This is a genomic window from Gracilibacillus timonensis, from assembly GCF_900086715.1.
Taxonomy (GTDB): domain Bacteria; phylum Bacillota; class Bacilli; order Bacillales; family Amphibacillaceae; genus Gracilibacillus; species Gracilibacillus timonensis.
This window is the reverse complement of sequence record NZ_FLKH01000012.1, coordinates 1,026,335-1,045,929: the sequence shown is the minus strand read 5'-3', so window position 1 is coordinate 1,045,929 and position 19,595 is coordinate 1,026,335. Positions and strand designations below refer to the sequence as shown.

Genomic DNA, 19,595 nt, shown 5'->3' with positions numbered 1-19,595 from the left:
CATACACTAGTTGCTATATAGTATATGTTCCCACCTGCAAAAAGTTATAGGTCATTAGCCAAGAGAGGAAATAATCTCTCTTGACTTCGATTATTTCCTGGGCAAGCGCAGGAACTGACATATAATTGTTATTTATTGTTAGATCATGTCATATCATGCCGTCAATCGATCCGAAAAGCTGCGGAGGACCCAGATGGTGAGGTTTCAATCACTAATTTTGCCTTGATTTCTTCTTTTAACTGAGCTACGTGAGAGATAACACCAATGGTTCGATGATCCTGCTGTAAATCTTTAAGACATTTAATCGCTTGCTCCAGTGATACCTCATCCAATGTTCCAAAACCTTCGTCAATAAACAGCGTGTCTAACTGCACCCCGCCCGCATGTGCTTGTACAATATCAGCCATACCTAAAGCCAAACTTAAAGCCGTCTTAAAACCTTCTCCACCGGACAATGTTTTCACAGATCTTTGTTTACCGGTGTAATGATCAAGTACTTCTAAATCTAACCCACTTTGAGCTCCACGTTTAGCCAAGGATTCGCTGCGCAATAACTGAAAACGATGATCCGTCATTTGGCTCAGGCGCAAATTGGCTTGTAAGACAATTTCATCTAAAAAGGTAGCCAAAACAAATCGTTCCAATGATAAACGAGCGCTATTATCACCTCGCGCCAAATCAGCTAATTCCCCAACATGCAAGTATTCTTTTTCCAGTTCCTTTTTTTCTTTGGTTAATTGATTGGTTTGTCCAATCGTTTCTTGCAGTTGCTGCAACTGTTGTTTCCTATGCTGCAAACGCTCATTTGCCAATTCTTTTTCTGCTGACACTTGTTGAATTTCCTTGTCTGCCTTAGCTAAATCTGGTTTTTGCTTTTGAGCAATCTGTTTATCAAGTTCTTGCATCTGGTGTTGGACAAGATCCTTCTGTTTATTATGTCTATTTATCACTTCTTCTAACCGAACTTTTTCCTGCGAAGATCGAAGCGCCTCCTGATAATCGGCCTGTTTTTTGAATCCATATTCTAGTAAGGTTTGGTGAAATTGTTGCTTTGCCGCCTCCGCCTTCTCTTGCAGCTGACGATCATATTTCACCGCTTCATGATAGGCGCTCTCTTTTTTGTTTTTATCGGTCAAGGCAGTTTCCAATTCTAATTGTATGTTCTCCCAAGTTTGTATTTGTTGGGTTACCTCTTTCTCAAGCGAGGCCACCTTGTCTTGGAAGGCTTGGTCTGAATCAATGTGCTCTGGCATTTGCTGCTGCAGCTGCTTATACTCAGCAGCATATTGATGATACTCTTGCTGAGTAGCTTGATGTTTCTGTTCTATGTTCATCTGTTGCTGCTTATACTCATCATACCGGTCTACTTCTTGTTGATTAGCAGATAGTCTTGTAGTGATCGTTTCTTGTTCTGCCATCAGCCGTTTATGTTCATCATTTAGTTGTTGGCGCTTTTCTTCCAGTTGTTGTTCATGCTGTTGTATGTCATCTAGTGAACGATCAGTAACCGGCCATTCTAATTGATCAGCCATGTGTTGTCTTTGCTGTTGATTATTTTTAAGTGATTGTTCTACCTGAAGTACTGCTAGTTCCGCTTGATTGGTTTCTTGCTGTATATCTCTCAGGCGCTGTTTGGCTTGTTCCAGCTCATCTTGCAACACCAAGGCGTCTGTTGGTTCCGCTGGAGATGGGTGTGTAGTGGAACCACAAACTGGGCATGCCTCCCCACTGGTCAGTGTCGTCGCTAAATAACTGGATAGTTGTTCTTGCTGCTGTATTTCAATATGATGGCATGTTTCCTCTTGCTGTTTTTGCTTGCTTTGCAGTTCCTTTACACGCTGACTTTCTTTCTGAACCTGTTCCCCAAATTCCTGTCGTTCTCGTTCTTTCTGTACAAATTCTGCTACCATTTGAATGACTTGCTTATATTTTTCTTGTTGTTGAAACAGTTCAAACGTTCGCTCTTTGATGAATTGTAATTCATCTTTATCCTGATAAATCTTTTTTCTTAATTGATCGAGTTTTTCCAGCCGTTCTCCCCATTCGGCGCTATCCTTTTCCTCCTGATCCAGTTTAACTTTACTTGTTTGGAGCTTCTCTTGCAAACGATGAAACCGGTCCATTTGTGACAGAAGTTCTTGTTGTTTCTTCAACTCAAATTGGAGATCTGTCCGTTCCTGTTCTCGATCTTTCTCTACCACATAACGACGCTTGACATCCTGGTAGTTCTCCTCCGATTGTTGATACTGCTGTGTTAAGGTCTGCAACTGCTTGTACTGTATCTGTCGCTCTTCTTCTCTTTCCTTAGCTTGTTGTTCCAGCGGATAGACCTGATCAGCGATCTTGGCAAGTTCCAACTCCTCCCGATGTTTATTCACGGTTGGCTGAGCTGAAATAAGTTCCGCTTGTTGCTGTTGCAATTGTTCATATTGTTGAAAAGCTTCAAGCAGCTGTTTCATCTGATAATATGCCTCTTGTAATCGTTGCAATTTCTCAGCTAGCTCTGTCTGAATGTGCTCTTCCTGTTGTTTCTGCTCTGTCAATTGACGCAGACGGTCCTCCAATTGGTCTGTAACGTCCGCAGGCAACGCTTGATCTATCCACTCGGATGGCAGCTTAGCGATTGCTTGCTGATATTTCCAATCCAGCTTAGCAATCTCATCGCTTAATTTGCTGGCCTTTTCCTTGAACGCCTCGGTCATCTGTTGATAAAAATGCGTCCGAAATATCTTCTGCAAAATTTCTTCTCGTTCTCGGCTATTTTCCGAAATCAGTTTTCTGAATTCACCTTGGGGGATCATAATCATTTTCTTAAATTGTTCGTAATCCAGACCGATCATCGACTCTATCGCCTCATTGACGTCCTTAATCTTAGAGCTTTGCAATACCCACTCACCGAGCGCGTTACATTGATATAAACTGGCGGCTGCCACTTCCTCCGTATAGCCCTCACCACGCGCCTTAAGCTTCTGTTGCTTTGGACTTCTGGTAACGCAATATAAGGAGTCATGAAGCTGGAAGGTAAATTGCACAAACGTTGGCTCCCCTACTTCAGCAAAGTGACTGCGAAAGGCTTCTTGATCTCGATCCATTCCACTCGCCTTGCCATATAGGCTATAACAAATCGCATCAAAAATCGTTGTCTTTCCTGCTCCAGTTGGACCAGTGATTAAAAAGATAGGTTCTTCCCCTAGTTTCGAAAAATCGATGACCTGTTTATTTCGATAAGGCCCAAATGCCGTTAGTTCCAATTTTATCGCTCGCATATTACTTCTCCCTTTCTGCTTGCATAACCTGATCTATCGCTTCCTTTACGTAAGGCTCCCGTTCTTTCGGCAGGTCTTCCCCTTTCATTTCTTTATAGAAAGCGGCAAACAATTGCTCATGCGTCATTTGCTGTTTTTCTTTGATGGATTCGATCTCTTTTAAAGATTGATGGATGAAATACTGCTTTCGTTCCAATCGTAAAATATTAGGGAATAATCGCCGCAGCTTGGTAACTGGATCGATGATAGCTCCATCATCCAGAAGGCGAATCTGTAAATAATCTTCACTAGGAGGTTCTGAATTACCAGTCAATAACTCCTCAAAATAACCTTCAACAATACGTAAATCCCTAACAGGCTTAATAGGTATGGTGCTTAGCTCGATCGTATCGGTGCTTTCTACGATGGTCACCGATTTTTGATGATTGGCTTCGGAAAAAGAATATTTCATGGGAGAACCGCTGTAACGAACCGTATCCCGCTTGATTTTCTGCGGCTGGTGAAGATGCCCAAGTGCCACATAATCAAAGGCATCAAAGAGAGAGACGTCGATATAGGGGCTGCCGCCAATCATGGTGAGTCGTTCTTCCGATTCCGATTCCATTCCTCCGGCAATAAAGGCATGGGCAACAAGCACATGCTTCGATTCTGGGTTCATTTGTTTTTTTATTTCTTGAATAATACGTTCCATAGCCTGCTGATGTGTCTGGATATCTGACTCCTGAAAATAGTGTTTTACTTGCTCAGGCTCTACATATGGAACAAGGTGGAAGGTCACATCTTGTCCATCCTGTGTAAAGGTCACCGGCTGAAAAATATCTGCCATTGTGGTTGCAAGATACAATTGGTTAGCATGAAATAAGCTAGCACCGAACCCTAACCGATCAGGGCTGTCGTGATTACCTGAAATCGCCATAATCGGAATATGTAATTCTGTAGTAATCGTTGTAAAAAAGTCATTCAATAACTCCACCGCTTCTCGCGGGGGCACAGCGCGATCATACAAATCGCCTGCAATGATAATGATATCTGGCTTTTGTTCTTTAATAATAGCTAGTAATTGCTGCATCATTTCCGCTTGATCATTAGTCATATGTAATCCATGTACAATCTTGCCTAAGTGCCAATCCGCCGTATGTAATATCTTCATTACGTTCCCAGCCTTTCTCCTCTAATCTTACTTATCATTATACACGAACAAATGATCGCTGTCAGCAAATTGCCTAAAAAATAATATTATTTTTCATTACTGCACATCCTCATTCAAGTTTGTTACTTTTTCAAATCATACAACTGTCTATTGAACTATCGACAAGATGAATAAGCCAATCATCCTCGTCCGTATTAGGTGGATTATTTTTTCTGTTTTATAGACTAAAAACATTATTTTACATCATCAACAACGGGAAGTCGGAAACTAATTATCGTTCCTTTATCCGGACTGCTATCAATCATCAAACCTTCTCCCATATATTGAAATAATCTTTTTTCCGTATTTAATAATCCCACTCCATGTTTCCTTTTCTCACTACGCCATTTTTCTTTTACCTCTTCTTGGAATCCAACACCGTTGTCTTTTATTCTCATTTCACATTTTCCTTTGCTATAAACTGCCTGAATAGTAACTTCTCCACCTTGCTGGCGTTTCAATATGCCATGTTTGATCGCATTTTCTACTAATGTCTGAACCGTAAGTGGTGGAATTAAAATGCCCTCTGTTTTTACGTCAATTTGTTTATTCACTTTGATTTTATCTCCAAAACGAGCTTGTTCAATACCAAGATAGGCGTCAACTAATTTCAATTCTTGTTTCAATGAAACCAATTCATCCATATTTTGAAAGGCAAAGCTAGATTGCATAAAATAATTAAAATGATCTAATAATTCCGTCATTTTTTCTTTATCAACTACCATTAAACTTAGAATAGACGTAAGAGTATTAAAAATAAAATGTGGATTAACTTGTGCTCTTAACCATGCAGCTTCCATACTTAATCGATCGGAGATAGCTTCTTTTAGGTCTGTAAGTACCTGTACTCTTGCCCGTAATTCTAATGGTTCAATAGGTTTCACAACATAATCATTAGCTCCCGCTTTAAAACCTGCCTCTAAATCTTCTGCTCGTGCTCTAGCAGTAAGTAAAAGGATTGGCAGTTCTGATAAATTGTGTTTTATTCTTATTTTTCTTGTTAGTTCAAATCCTGATATGCCTGGCATCATCACATCACTTATTACTAAATCAAATCGTTGGTTATTGATATAATGCCATGCTTCCTCCCCATTATTAGCAAAAGTAATTTCATACCGATGTTGATCTAATATTTTAGATACCACAGTTAAATTGATCTTTTCATCATCTACGAGTAATAACTTAAAGTGCTTCTGATTACTAGCAGCAGGTGATGCATCCTCCAACCCTTCTGGCATAATGATTTCTGTTGTAGGAATTTCTAAATTCTCTAGGTTCTCCCTTTTTCCTTGATATAAATCAAGTGTAAAACGAAATGTGGTGCCTTTTCCTAACTCTGATTCTACATCAATGGTACCACCTTGTAATTCAATCAGTTCCTTCGTAATTGCTAAGCCAATCCCTGTTCCGGAATGATAGGCATTATATTCTGTAATGATTTGTTCATATGGTAAAAAGATTTTTTCTATCTTATCGGCTTCAATACCTTCTCCTGAGTCAATAACTTCTATCACTGCCATATCATTTGCTACATGTGATCGAACCATAATGGTACCTTCATCAGTAAATTTAATGGCATTATGTAAAAGATTCAATAATATTTGATTCAAACGATTTTCGTCCGCATCTAATAAAGGAAAGGATGGATCAACCCGATTTATAATTTGTAATGGTTTCCCTTCCACTACATGCGTTAACATATCCAAAACCATCTTCATTTGCACATGAAGATCAACAGACTTTTTATCCAATCGTAAGTGATGTTCCTTTAATTGGGACAGATCAATTAAATCATTAATGAGCATCGACATTCTTCTTCCTACCTGTATTAATAAGAGAAGGTCATCACGATCTTTATTGGTGATTTTATTTGCTGGGTTATCCAACACATATTGCGCGATATGCATCATACTATGTAATGGATTTCGCATTTCATGGGAGGTATTAGCTAAAAAGTCATCTCTGCTTTTATTTGCTAACTGCAATTTGGTATTCTTTTCTTCTACATCCCTTACATGTTTTAAAAACATGCAAATCCAGAATAACTCAAACAGCAACAAAGCAATGAAGAGGTCAAAAGGGTAAAAATTCATTATCATATTTTTTTCATGCTTTAATGTAGACCATATAATACTATTTAATACGGCGATAGCAGCTAGTATCAGTAACAATGTATTCGGTTCTCCAGCTAAATTCGCTTTAACAATCTGCGTAATAATTATAGAAAGACAACTAAAATACACAATACCAAGTAAGAATTGATATTCCCAAATAATAGAAATAGGTAATAGGATAATCAGTAAACCATATAGCAGATACATCGTTGTAACCATTCGATAAATCAACGCAGGAAAATAGCCTGGCAAAAAATATTCTATAAATTTCAATAAAGAGGTTGCAATGGAAATATGTATTAAGAATATTATTTTTGATCGTATAGTAGCATCGATAAAAAGCGATAATAAAGGGGCTCCATCTGGGTCAAACAAAATCATGAGAGAAGCACTCATCATCAACAAACCGAAATAGAATGCTAATTTCGTTTTATATTGCATACAAAATAAGAGAACAGCTGCAATGAAAAGAAGTAGCATAAAAATCAAAACGATTCCCTTCCACAGCATATTCATTTGATAGGTATGCTGAATATCTGCTGTGAAACCAAATAAGAGTGGTTGTATACCAAAATTAGATACTCTGCCATCATCACTTGCCTGCACTACGATATCCAAATCAGGTGAATGCACCTGAAACATAATATAGTACGGCAAAGTATTTGCTACAAAGCTTTCTCGAAGCATAGATGGATTCCCTGATTTCCCTATCAGTTCTCCATTAATATATATATGATTAGCCGAGGGGATCCTTGGTATATAAATCGCTAACGGTTGATCCACAAAACTTTCATCAAGGCTAGCTTGCATGCGAAAGGTGCCTGAGGAGAATGCTTGATTATCTATATAGGAAAACCACTGATCCGGGAATACGGTATATTTTTTATTTTGAAATGCTGCTCCATCCTCTACTTTCTCTGGATCAATTATTTGTTCAGGATAAAATTCCCACTCTCCTTCAAGTTGAAAAATCTCTGACTTTTCCGCGTTTTGCTCTTGAATGTGTCCATGACCTTCTTGAATTAAAACTGGACTGGACTCTCCTGTCTCAACAAAAGCAAACCATAGAAGTCGTAGGCCAGTGAGAAATAATAGGAATAGCAGAATAATCATTACCTTTTTTTTATTCATGATCCGTATAATCCCCTTTGTCAATTTCTCTCCTTTTCAAATAAACCATCAATAGAGGTTAAAACTATTATACCTTTTTTTTAGCTATTAGTTTACTATAGATTCAAATTATTCTTCTTGATATAAGAAGAATCGAGAACTGTCGAAGGGATTGCGATAATTGTTAGGAGGGAGCATTATTTTTCCTAGCACATTAAAAACGTTCAACATGATTACTTGGAATTTCTTATTACTTTACATAATCCATCTTATTGGTACTCTGGTTCATTCAAGGTCAAATCGTCCCAAACCCTATTATATCAATGGTTTTATGCTTTTTTATCTTTTAAAAAAAGCCATGAGCATTCCCGCTCAAGGCCTTTCTTGTTCCTCGTATTCATTCCATAATTGATCAAAAGTTGCTACGGCAGATGGAAACGGAGCATGCCACTCCATAAATTCGCTAATCTCATGATAATCTTTCGAATGTTTAGGAAAACCTGATTCATAGAACATCCAATCTGCTAGCTTACGTGCATCATCCAGCTGTTTATTACCGCGATAGCGCATCATAAAATGATAAAAAGACTTCATGATCATTCACCTTCCTTCATAAACGCTTGCCGCTGCCTCTCTTTTCTGCGATAGATCATGCGGGAGAGCATAATACTGATTTCATATAAAACGATAAGTGGTATGGCAACAACAATTTGTGTGATAAACTCTGGCGGTGAAATCATCGTTCCGATAATAATCAAGATAAAATAGGCATACTTTCGCGTTTTGCTTAAGAATTTTGGCGTTACCATGCCTAAACTAGTCAAAAACATCGTAATAACAGGTATTTCAAAAAAGATCGCAAACGGAAAGACTACTCGAAACATAAAGCGAAAATATCTCTCTACCGTAAATACCGTATCAAACATACCATCATTAAGTGATAATACAAATGGCAAGATTAACTGAATAAAGATAAAATAACCAAACACCAAACCGCCAAGAAACAAAAGAAAGATAACGGGAATATACCAAACCGTTGTCCGTTGTTCATGTCTCGTTAATCCTGGTTTCACAAACAGCCAAATTTGCACACATAGAAATGGCAACGTGATGGTACAGGCAACCAAAAAAGCAATCATAATGATAATCCAGAGCATTTCTTCTGGCGCCATTAAGTGTAAGTTAATATCTATATCTTGTAAAAAGAATGCACGAATATGGCTCTCGAAATAAAAACCGACAATAAAAAAAACGATAAAGACAACGGCAGTCCATAACAGCCGGTTTCGCAATTCTGCAAAATGGTCTAAGTACCCCATTTCTTTTTCCGTTGATGTTGCATTATCTTGCGTCATGGGCAACGTTCCTTCCTACATATAAAGCTGTTCCATTTATTAAAACAAACGCTTTGTCTTTCTATCCCACAAAAAAGAACTGTCACTTACGAACGTGTTGACAGCCCTTCTCGCTCTACTTATGTTCTGAATTGTTTTTATCCTCACGAAGTAAATCATTGGTTGCCTTTTTGAACTCTCGTAAGGAACTTCCGACCGCTTTGCCTATTTCCGGGAGTTTCGATGGTCCGAAAATGATTAAGGCAACAATAAGGATTAAAAATAAACCTGGAAAGCCAATGTTTGATAACATCCGATCTTCACCTCGATTAATGGCTTATCATTTATTTTCTTTTTGATCTTGTTGATCGTCCGTCAAATCACGTGCTGATTTCTTGAATTCACGCAACGTTTCACCAGTAGCTTTACCAATTTCTGGTAGTTTCTTTGGACCAAAGATCACTAAAGCAATGACTAAAATCAAAATCAATCCGGGAATACCAATTGATGATAGCATGACAGCTACTCCCCTTTTGTATAGAATTTCATTACCTCTTATCTTAACATGATTTTACCTGCTTGTCTGTAATAACACAACATTTATTGCGACTTTTTTCGATCATACTGGATAAAATAATAGTCATAGGGGTTCTTTTCGTCCTTGATCCCTTTTTCTTTGGAGGTGATCTCCCATTTACTTTCATCAAATGTTGGGAAAAAGGTATCCCCTTCAAATTCCTCTTCAATCAAAGTCATATAGATACGATCGGCAAATGCTAATGCTTTTCGATACACTTCTTGACCACCAATCACAAACCATTCCTTCGTTGGATCTTGCGCCTCCAGTGCCTGAATATCATCTATCGAATGAATGACATCGTAACCATCAGGCTGGTCCACTTCTTTTGTCGTCAATAAAATATTATGGCGCTTAGGTAAGGGAGCATTCATGGACTCAAACGTCTTTCTTCCCATGATCACCGTTTGTCCCAATGTTTTGTCTTTGAAAAATTTCAAATCTTTCGGTAAATGCCAGGGCAGCTGTTGATCCTTGCCAATTACCCTATTTTTACTCATTGCAAATAATAATGAAATCATAGTTTACCTCCTATACGGCAATGGGTGCCTTAATTGCTGGGTGTGGATCATATCCTTCTAGTTGGATATCCTCGATTTCCATATCAAAGATGGATTTGTGTTGGTTGATCACCACATTTGGCAGCGAACGTGGTTCACGTTCTAATTGCTGCTGAACTTGTTCTTGATGGTTGGCATAAATATGAGCATCACCAAGTGTATGAACAAACTCTCCTCGCTCCAAGCCGCATTCCTGTGCGATCATCATCGTTAACAAGGCGTAGCTGGCAATATTAAAGGGTACTCCCAAAAAGGTATCAGCGCTTCGTTGATATAATTGACAGCTTAACTTGCCATCTGCTACGTAAAATTGAAACATGGTATGACAAGGTGGTAACGCCATCGATGGCAAGTCTTCTGGATTCCAGGCAGATACAATATGCCTTCTGGAGTAAGGAGAATGCTTGATCGATTCGATAACCTCTTTTAATTGATCAATCGTTTCCCCTCTGCTTGTCTGCCAAGCGCGCCACTGTTTGCCATATACCGATCCCAGCTCACCGTATTGTTTGGCAAAATCATCATCTGCCAGGATTTTTTCCTTAAAAAGGGTCATTTGTTCCTCGTACACCTTTTTAAACGAGGGATCAGCAAGGGATCGATTTCCAAAGTCAGTCATATCCGGCCCGTGGTAGTCGCTGCTTTCTATCCAATTTTTAAAGGCCCATTCATTCCAGATATTATTATTGTGCTGTAATAAATAGCGAATATTCGTATCTCCCTTAATAAACCAAAGTAATTCACTAACTATTAAACGGAATGGAACTTTCTTGGTCGTTAATAAGGGAAAGCCTTCCGCTAAATCAAAGCGCATTTGGTGGCCAAAAATCGATAGTGTCCCCGTCTTGGTACGATCCTCTCTTCTCATGCCTTCTGTTAATATTTTCTGACAAAGATTTATGTATTGTTGCTCGTTCGTAGACATCTTTTACTCTTCCTTTCTCTAAATACATGTTCCAAGTGTTTGAACACACACTATAAAGTATTACAAAAAAGTAACAAAATCATTAACTACACATATTCTATTTATTTTAACATAAATTTGCCCTAAGTAAGTAATTTTTTAAGGGGTGATTTGTGTTGTTACAAGATCAACTATCACTCGTAGTGAAACACTCTGTTGCCTACAGCTTTGCCTTTAGCCAGCCATTTGCGTTCTATGTGGATGCCTACCCATTCATGCAGAACCAGCTATTAGAACAAACAAAGGAGTTACACTATGGTGTGCAACATCAAGCCGTGCGCATCCTGCAGCACAAATTGAAGAAATTAAATTACTACGAAGATACCATAGATGGAGAATATGGTCTATTGACGGAATATGCCGTCAAAAAATTTCAGGATGAACAAGTGCTTCCCTCTAATGGTAAAGCAGATGAGGATACCGTTCAAGCTATTTTAGAAAAAGAAGAATCCTATTACCATAATATCTTGAGGTCAAATGAGCTGGAGTTCGAGCAAGGAGAACAAAGCAAACAAATTAAAGAGGTTCAGGAAGCTCTTTTTTATTTGGGTTATTATCAAGCAGAATTGGATGGAATCTATGGTCCGCTATCTGAGCAGGCGGTTACGGCATATAAACAAGATAGCGGTCAAGAAATTCTTCACGTGGAAAAAGTCGAGCCAGAACCCGAATCAGAGCTAGAGCCACCACAAGAATCTGTGGAGACAGCAGAGACGGTTGCTGCAAACGAGGAAGCGCAAGGGAATACGGACACACAGATAGAAGAGGAAACCCTACCAGAGACAGAGGAAAATAGCTCATCCGAAGAAGAACCACCAGCTGAAGCAGAAACAATGGTAGAAGTCGAAAGTGCCCCGCCTGCCGATGCCGTCGCTATTGCGAAACAATATATCGGGATACCATATGTATGGGGCGGGACGTCAACCGATGGATTTGATTGCAGCGGCTATTTACAATATGTCTACCAACAGCTTGATATTAGCCTGCCAAGAACGGTTAGTGAAATGTGGAACGCCACCAGCCAAGTAGAAAAACCATCCGTAGGAGACATTGTCTTTTTTGAGACCTATCAATCCGGCCCCTCCCATGCTGGTATTTATGTTGGGAATGGCCAGTTTATCCACGCCGGTTCTTCGAATGGTGTGCAGATCAGCGAATTAAGTAACAGCTATTGGACAGAACGATACTTAGGTGCCAAAAGAGTAGAAGCACTATAATGGCATGTTCCAAAAATTCAACTAACAGGGCCCGTCGGTTAGAACCACGATATCCTGTTAAACATATAGCTGAACTCGCGACGATAATTGCCATGTCCGTGCAATGATAAAGTTCAAGGCGGCGTAGTTCCCCCTTGAACAGCCTCTATCATAAGTCAAAAAGATCCATCTGCTTTGGATGGAGTCCCTGATATTGAATACCTAGCAAGTCAATGAATTGTTTGGCATTATCAGCAGCATCTCCACCGGAATTATTGTTAAATAGAATGGTTATATCTTTTGTCTGCTGCTGTAATTGCCGAATGTGCTCGACCCACTCCATTAACTCCTGTTCGTTATAGCGATATAAAAAACGAACCTCCCGCCAATTCTCCTGTCCATGATTATTCCAACCGTGTATATTTCGCCCGTGAAAGCGAATGAGTACATGGTCATTGGTTGTCGCCAACACCAATGGAACAGATCCTTCTCCCGCTTGTGGTTCATCGCAAATCACATGAGTAACGCCCAGTGTCTGTAGAAATGTAATGGTCTGCTCTCGTGACTCCTCAGTAAACCATGTTTGATTGCGAAATTCAATCGCAAGGGGGATTTCCCCCATCCATTCCTTTAGTTTTTTTATTTTTTGAATATTATTGGCCTTTAGATTAAACCACGGCGGAAACTGAAACAACACAGCTTTTAATTTATTGGCCTGTCTTACGGGGACAATCGATTGTTTGAATTCTTCCACCAATTGTTTCATTTCTTTATTCGTACGGGGTTTTCGATCATGACCAGTTAAGTTTTGCGTCGCTTTAATTACAAAACGAAAGGCCTCTGGTGTTTCTTCCACCCATTTTTGATAATTAGTGGTTGGTTGTACAGCATAAAAGGAACTATCTACTTCTACGACGGGAAAATGGGCACTGTATGTATATAGTTTGCTTTGTCGCTCTTCCGGTGTGAGATATAAGGAGTGATGATCTCCCCACCCTGTTAAGCCAATCGATATCGACACATTCTTCACCTCCGATCATTGCCCTTTTAGAATAGCATATCTAAGCAAAAAAAGCAGTGCTCATCAAACGATACACTGCTTTCGTTTTCCATACTTATTGCGATAACATCTATTTTTTCACCTAAGCACCTTTGTCACATTTACAATTTCACCTTATCAGCAAAGAAACCCATTCCACGCTTAAACGCAGCCAATCCATAGAGCATCGAACTCCAGTCAATCAACGTAACCTTCTCTGGGTACCAGCGCGTACCTTCATCCAAATGCCAAAATGAATAACGGTGCAAGCCAAATCGATAAGCCGAACGTAAACCAGGATCGACATGGTCTTTATTATATGGTATATGCTGCTCGTACACGGCAAACAAATCATAAACACCTGCAGGGTATACCGGTAAAAAACCAGCTACAATATAAGCCGAGGCGATATCACCTGGTGCATTGTTTATTTTATCGGCATGATAACCGCCATGTAAGCCATCATTAGAACCTGCGCCATATCCCCAAACATAAGAAGGAACGTCAGACAGCTCTTTCCATTTTAATCGATCGGCAAGGCAGGCATTCTCAAAATAATGACGATAGACGTCACTCGTTGCATACTCAGGTACCAAATAAAAAGGAAATTGATGCACGAACGAAGAAAGAAATGTAGTCGCCCCTCCGTTTGTATCAGTTAGCACTGGAATATCACGATAAGACGTGTGCGGTAAATCTTTTATCTTTTCTTCACTAAAATGGTGCCATAACGCCTGAATATTCTCATCATCTGGTTGAGCCAACAAGGCCAAGTAGGCAGCAAGCACATATTCATTAAAGGCGGGCAGTGGTAATTTTCCTTGCCCTTCTTCCACCACCATATGAATCGATCCGGTAGCAAGATCAGCAACAATCACCGACCAATCGATCTCGTGGAGCAATTCAAGCGCCAGTTGTTTGATAGCTGGAACAGATGCCTCAAAGTAGTTACCTGCAAACAACGCTCCGGCGACTAATAGTGACGTGTCAATCGTAGAAAACTCGGAACGGATATTTTCACCTGTTTCCATATCGACAAAATGGGCATAGAAACCAGTTTGTGCATCGCGAGCTACCTGGCATCCTTTTCGTTTTCCTAAAACTGTCTGTAGTGTACTAAGCGCTTTCGTCGCAGCCTGAGGATCCCATTCCTCTTGATCGGCTATACAAAGACTGATTAAACCGACACCTGTTGCTGCAATCGAACAACGGTGATCAGGATTCTGACCAAACGTCATATAGCTATCCGCATACAACCCTGTTTCTGGATGACGAGAAGCGTTGATTAGCTGAAAGGCATCCTTATATTGCTGGTCGACAAATGCTTGAACCTGTTTTGGTAAGTGACGATAATACGCAGTTGTTTCTTCCATACCTGATTTACCCCTTTATTCATGTCTAATTTTTGTAAGATTCATTTTTTTATAACGAACGCATTCACTCTTTGTTGGAGTGAATGCGCGTTTTTCTAATGTCTGCTAAGCAGGCGATTGGCTGCTTCGTGTCTGCCTTGTTCTTGCAGCTTTTCGACATAGGAATGAAGATTTCCTCTTGTATGATAAGGGCCACCTTCTTGAATAACGCTCCACATAGGATCTGTTGGCGAATCAGAGATTGCCATTTGCTCTGCTACCCACTCATCCAACAGGCGCAATCCTTTTGCTACAATTTCTGGCCTTTGATCGACTAGATTATTCGTTTCATGTGGATCTTCCTCGACGTTAAAAAGCATGAGGTTAGGGAAATCCTTTAAACCGTCGTGATAGGTACGAATCAAGATCCATTGGTCAAAACGCACACTGCGTTGGCAGCTCCAAGCTGCTTGACTCACTACTAAATAGGGGCGACCTGCCGAGTCTCCCGTTGTAATAGCAGGCAAAAAGCTTTTACCGTCTCTTCTTTCACTAGATTCCATGCCAACAAACTCGGTTAATGTTGGTCCTAAATCGATTTGATAGTGAAAATCTTCATCGACATGTCCCTTTTTAAAGGATGGTCCACTGATAATTAATGGGATACGACTCGTGATATGATCAGCCGTTTGATGATCTCCATATACATTCAGCTCTCCTTGATTCTCCCCGTGGTCTGCCGAAAGAATAATGATCGTTTCTTCTAGCATGCCATTCTCTTCCAAGGTATCTAATAAAAGACCGATATGGTCATCGACGTGTTTGATGGCTGTATCATACCCATCAATCCAACGTTTAAAATCTTCCGGATGGCGGATTTCATCTGGTAAGTTTGGCCATTGATCCCCTCTAGGTAATTCTCTGGCACTCATTGGTCCAAAACTGTCTCGTTGTTGTTGGATAATCTCCTCTGTTAACCACTCTGGAGCAGGGTCGTCTTTGAAAGGATTACCATAGTCTTCCGGGGTGCGATATGGTGTATGTGGATCCCAAAAATTGAGATACAAAAACCAGTCATCTTTCTCCACCCCTGTACTTTGAAGCCAATTGACTGCCTGCTTGGATACGTCTCCTGCCGTCTCTCCAGCATGCTTCCCAGTATCATGCATTTCAAGAAACCCTTCCAATACATTCCATTTCGCATGGCGCCCTGGGAATGGACTAATCATGGCGGTATGATGACCTTTAAAACGCAAATCTTCTACCCACGCCTGATAAGGTGTATGGTGATGATTAAATGGTCGATCACTCCCGATTGGCCGGGTATCTGCGTCTAACCCACCGTGATTAATAGAGCCAGTATGAATACCAAATCGAGAACTAAATAGGGCATTCCTGGACGGTGCACATGGTGCGTCTGAGGCATAGTAATTGGTAAATCGCACCCCGTTTGCAGCAATCCGATCGATATTTGGGGAGGTGTTCCGATGATACCCATAAGCTCCCAAATGATCTGGTCTTAATGAATCTACATCAATATACAAAATCTTCATTTTTCTCTTCACCCTTCCTTTGGATAATTCATTTCTTGTACTATCCTATTTATTGTGAACTTCTTAAAACAAATTATATGATATTCATGTTATAATCACCATAAACAAAATCAATATATTTGTATAATTCATCGATTAAATCATAGGAGTGTTCAAAAATGATACAAGTCGAAGGCATCTATCATGACATCGCCCCTCATTGGCATACAGGGAAAGCACGTGGTTTGTATACCATCGTTTTTGTCACAGAGGGAGAAGTCCATTATATTATCAATGACGAACAAATTATATTAACAGCAGGTGATTTTCTTTGGATTCCAGACGATGTTTATCGTTCTTGGAAAAGTGCGCCTAGTATCAATCATACGAAATATACGTTGCTATGTGAGATCGAGCAGGAAGAACTCCCCTTTCCACAAAAGGGGCAATTCTTTTCCTATCGCCCAAGAAACATGGCCTATTATGAACAGCGACTTTCTTTTTTATATGTGCAATGGCTAGGCAAACGCGCTTATTATCAACAGTTATCGCAACAGTTAATCAGAGAATTATTATTTTTCATTGCCCAAGAACGGTTTGAACAAAATGCTTCTCCTGCTAAAGAAGTGGTTGTACGTAAAATGCAAAACCATCTGCTATATCATTTCCGCAGCCATGTCACTATTGAAGAACTCTCAGAACTGGTCGACGTCACGCCCAATTATGTGACGGTTTTATTTAAAGAGGTCATGGGAATGACGCCGATCCAGTATCTGCACCAAACAAGGATTAATGCGGCCCATAACCTGCTGACCACAACGAATATGTCTGTTAAGGAGGTAGCAGAATATCTAGGCTACTGTGATCAATCTTATTTTAACCGCATGTTTAAAAAGTGGATGGGAATAGCACCGTCCCATGCAAGACGCTCTACTCATCCGAAAACGTAACAATGAAGTCATCGTCCACTTTGGCATGTTTTTTAGATAAAAGATAGTGTGTGTTGCCTTCGGTATGCACATCATAATCTTCACTAGGAAGAACAGAACGCTCGGTTTCTAATACGATAATATCTTGGGGCTGTGTCAGCCGAAACACTAGCTGCTGCTCCCCTATCTTACTAATCTCAGCTGTTGCATACTTTATCTTGATATTGCCTAGTTCGATATTGATCGGCAGCATCACACCTTCTTTTGCTTGTATCGATAACGTTCGCCCATCAAACAGTTTTTCTCCTTCATACTTGATATGAATCTCTTTATCAAAACCGTCTAAATTCAGAAGATGTAGAAAGGTTTCCTGCTGCTTATTGCTGGTGGAAGTCATAAAGATACCGTGTTCTGCGCCATCATGCGTTAACTTCGCTTTTGCTCCTAAACGTTTCAATGCCTGCGTAAACAAGGGCAAATCACATACATAAGGTGTGGCCATAATAATTGCTTTGCCTGCACCTGCCTGACATTCAAACCCACAAATATCATCACTGCCGTATACACGAAATAGAGGTTCTACTTCTCGATCAAACGTAAATGCTTGTGCCTTAGGAACGCGAATTTCTGCTTGTTTTCTCGCCCATCCATCTCCATAAACAGATAAGGCGAAATCTTGACTGGCATGATGCATCGTTTTGTGTTGCACACCAAGTGCCTTTGCCAATAACTCACAGCTATTTCCTTCCATATCATAACGTGGCACTTCGCCGTACAACAGGATGGAGCCGCCTTGTTGCAGAAAGAGCACTAACTTTTCTTGAATGGCAAGTGACATATAGCTTGCCGATGGTAACGCAAGCACAGGTGTCGTTGTTACTTCTAGCGGCTTATGTTGCATATCGGTAGCACCAAAACGGTAACCGGCAAGCAACATAGCTCTCGCCATATTCTCCCAAGCTGCATGGGCCCGGTGTTCTTGCAGGTTCTGATACATCGATCTCATTTGGAAACTATCTGGATAACAAGATTCCGTCATATAATAGTCGGGAATAAAGGCAAAGCTTACGTCGTCGCGTTCTTCTTTCATGGCTGCGAGTTTATCGGAAACCGCTCTAATCGCTCCGATCGATCGTGCCATTCGCGGAAACGTATAATTCAATTTTCCTTCTGGACTAATTGGTGCAGCGAATCCATGTCGTTCACCGGTGTGAGCAATACGATCATTTCCATCATGTTTCTTGTTTTGGAAGCGATAGTTTCTCCCACCTGTCATCAAGTAATAATTAAGCAGCCGATTCCCTTGTGCCACACACATTCTGGCCTTAAAATCAGTGGCAGAGGGATCAACACGTCCGCTAAAGTTGTTGCCAAAATTGCCATCGCCACAATTAAATTCAACCGAGGTTAGCGGCTGTTCTTCTCGATGTACGGCATCCATAAAGGCATTAATCAAATACAAATCTTGAAAGGTTTCCATATTCAAATCGCCAAAATAGATATCAGATCCTGATAAATAGCCTTCCGTTTGTGTATAGGATTCGTATAATTGACTAATGCCAATGGGAAAGGTAAAGGCTCTTCCCCCGCCCATACCGTGTATATTGACAACAAATGGGATATCCTTTACCCCGTAGGTTTCTGCATATTTCCTTAACTCCGCAACATAGCGAGCAAAACGATGGCGCATATAATATCCCAAATCATGATGCAAACTAGCTTGATAGGATTGCTCAGGCGAACGGATAGCCTGATAGTTGGGGCCCTCCTTGTCTAGGGTAAAGGGATAACGCGTCTTTAATTCCTCTCTGTCATAGGTTGTATGCAACCACTCGATCAAATGATCGATATTGTTATCTGTCAAATCCGGGGAATTACTGACCCACGACAACATGCCCACCTCATTGTCCAGCTGCAAAGCAATAATATTTCCACCATTTGGCTGAATCCGCGGTGCAGCAACCTTCATAACCTGTTCATACCATTTTTTTGTATACTTCAAAAAGGCAGGTGCTGTATAATCTAACGTTTTTGCTAATGTCTTCTTTTCATCCCATGTAACCGGGACGATTTCTGGATGCTTTTCAATCAACCAATCTGGAATACCCTCATTACGCATTTCTGCCATAATAAAAGGACCAGGTCGTAAGAAAAAATACAAATCATTGGCCGCACACAGATCGATAAATCCTTGCAAATCTAATTCCGGTCTGGTCGTACCGGTTAAGTCGACCACCCCTTCTACTTCTTCATGACAAATCCACGGTACATAACTAGCAACGGCATTACAACCAGCCTTTTTTAACTTATCCAAACGATCTTGCCATTCGGAGCGATCTAAGCGGAAATAATGCACTTCTCCGCTCATAATGATCTCGGCTTTGCCATCAATCAGGATCTGTTTCTCTTTGACTTCTATCATGTTCCCACTTC

The 19,595-nt window shown here is 40.3% G+C and carries 15 protein-coding genes; 2 read left to right on the top strand and 13 right to left on the bottom strand.

The annotated features are described in order from the left end of the window. Positions 1 to 161: 161 nt before the first annotated feature. The 9 genes from BN6556_RS16150 to BN6556_RS16110 all read right to left on the bottom strand — a co-directional run bounded on the left by BN6556_RS16150 (position 162) and on the right by BN6556_RS16110 (position 11,075). Positions 162 to 3,266, bottom strand: a complete 3,105-nt coding sequence (locus BN6556_RS16150; protein WP_066193336.1) for an AAA family ATPase — start codon at positions 3,264 to 3,266, stop codon at positions 162 to 164. A gap of 1 nt (position 3,267) precedes the next feature. After that, positions 3,268 to 4,416, bottom strand: a complete 1,149-nt coding sequence (locus BN6556_RS16145; RefSeq protein WP_066193333.1) for an exonuclease SbcCD subunit D — start codon at positions 4,414 to 4,416, stop codon at positions 3,268 to 3,270. A gap of 233 nt (positions 4,417 to 4,649) precedes the next feature. Continuing rightward, a complete protein-coding gene (locus tag BN6556_RS16140) occupies positions 4,650 to 7,700 on the bottom strand; it encodes an ATP-binding protein (RefSeq protein ID WP_066193330.1) in 3,051 nt (1,016 codons plus the stop codon). Positions 7,701 to 8,051: 351 nt separating this feature from the next. After that, entirely contained in the window at positions 8,052 to 8,273 is a 222-nt protein-coding gene (locus tag BN6556_RS16135; RefSeq protein ID WP_066193328.1) for a YozE family protein, read from the bottom strand. A 2-nt stretch (positions 8,274 to 8,275) separates the two neighbouring features. Beyond that, the gene (gene tatC, locus BN6556_RS16130) at positions 8,276 to 9,034 is read right to left on the bottom strand and encodes a twin-arginine translocase subunit TatC (RefSeq protein ID WP_066193324.1); all 759 of its coding nucleotides are present in this window, start codon (positions 9,032 to 9,034) and stop codon (positions 8,276 to 8,278) included. 115 nt (positions 9,035 to 9,149) lie between these two features. Continuing rightward, positions 9,150 to 9,326 carry a twin-arginine translocase TatA/TatE family subunit gene (locus BN6556_RS16125; RefSeq protein ID WP_066193320.1) on the bottom strand — a complete coding sequence of 59 codons (177 nt, stop codon included), beginning with the start codon at positions 9,324 to 9,326 and terminating at the stop codon, positions 9,150 to 9,152. Positions 9,327 to 9,353: 27 nt separating this feature from the next. Further along, positions 9,354 to 9,530, bottom strand: a complete 177-nt coding sequence (locus tag BN6556_RS16120; protein ID WP_066193318.1) for a twin-arginine translocase TatA/TatE family subunit — start codon at positions 9,528 to 9,530, stop codon at positions 9,354 to 9,356. A gap of 83 nt (positions 9,531 to 9,613) precedes the next feature. After that, on the bottom strand, positions 9,614 to 10,111 hold the full coding sequence (locus tag BN6556_RS16115; RefSeq protein ID WP_066193316.1) for a dihydrofolate reductase: 498 nt from the start codon (positions 10,109 to 10,111) through the stop codon (positions 9,614 to 9,616). Between the two features lie 10 nt (positions 10,112 to 10,121). Then, the gene (locus BN6556_RS16110) at positions 10,122 to 11,075 is read right to left on the bottom strand and encodes a thymidylate synthase (protein ID WP_066193314.1); all 954 of its coding nucleotides are present in this window, start codon (positions 11,073 to 11,075) and stop codon (positions 10,122 to 10,124) included. A 152-nt stretch (positions 11,076 to 11,227) separates the two neighbouring features. On the opposite strand from BN6556_RS16110, the gene BN6556_RS22770 reads away from it, so the two are divergent. After that, entirely contained in the window at positions 11,228 to 12,331 is a 1,104-nt protein-coding gene (locus BN6556_RS22770) for a C40 family peptidase (RefSeq protein ID WP_066193312.1), read from the top strand. 148 nt (positions 12,332 to 12,479) lie between these two features. Here BN6556_RS22770 and BN6556_RS16100 read toward each other — a convergent pair whose 3' ends face one another. From BN6556_RS16100 to BN6556_RS16090, 3 genes are all read right to left on the bottom strand, one after another. Next, a complete protein-coding gene (locus BN6556_RS16100; protein WP_066193310.1) occupies positions 12,480 to 13,331 on the bottom strand; it encodes a DUF72 domain-containing protein in 852 nt (283 codons plus the stop codon). Positions 13,332 to 13,471: 140 nt separating this feature from the next. Continuing rightward, positions 13,472 to 14,722, bottom strand: coding sequence for a hypothetical protein (locus BN6556_RS16095; protein WP_066193306.1), 1,251 nt, complete (start codon positions 14,720 to 14,722; stop codon positions 13,472 to 13,474). 95 nt (positions 14,723 to 14,817) lie between these two features. Then, the gene (locus BN6556_RS16090; RefSeq protein WP_066193303.1) at positions 14,818 to 16,254 is read right to left on the bottom strand and encodes a sulfatase family protein; all 1,437 of its coding nucleotides are present in this window, start codon (positions 16,252 to 16,254) and stop codon (positions 14,818 to 14,820) included. A 158-nt stretch (positions 16,255 to 16,412) separates the two neighbouring features. Here BN6556_RS16090 and BN6556_RS16085 point away from each other — a divergent pair, with 158 nt between their 5' ends. Further along, positions 16,413 to 17,183 carry a helix-turn-helix domain-containing protein gene (locus tag BN6556_RS16085; protein WP_066193301.1) on the top strand — a complete coding sequence of 257 codons (771 nt, stop codon included), beginning with the start codon at positions 16,413 to 16,415 and terminating at the stop codon, positions 17,181 to 17,183. Here the strand turns inward: BN6556_RS16085 and BN6556_RS16080 are convergent. Then, positions 17,164 to 19,584, bottom strand: coding sequence for a beta-galactosidase (locus tag BN6556_RS16080; RefSeq protein ID WP_066193299.1), 2,421 nt, complete (start codon positions 19,582 to 19,584; stop codon positions 17,164 to 17,166). The genes BN6556_RS16085 and BN6556_RS16080 overlap by 20 nt on opposite strands. Positions 19,585 to 19,595 lie beyond the last annotated feature (11 nt).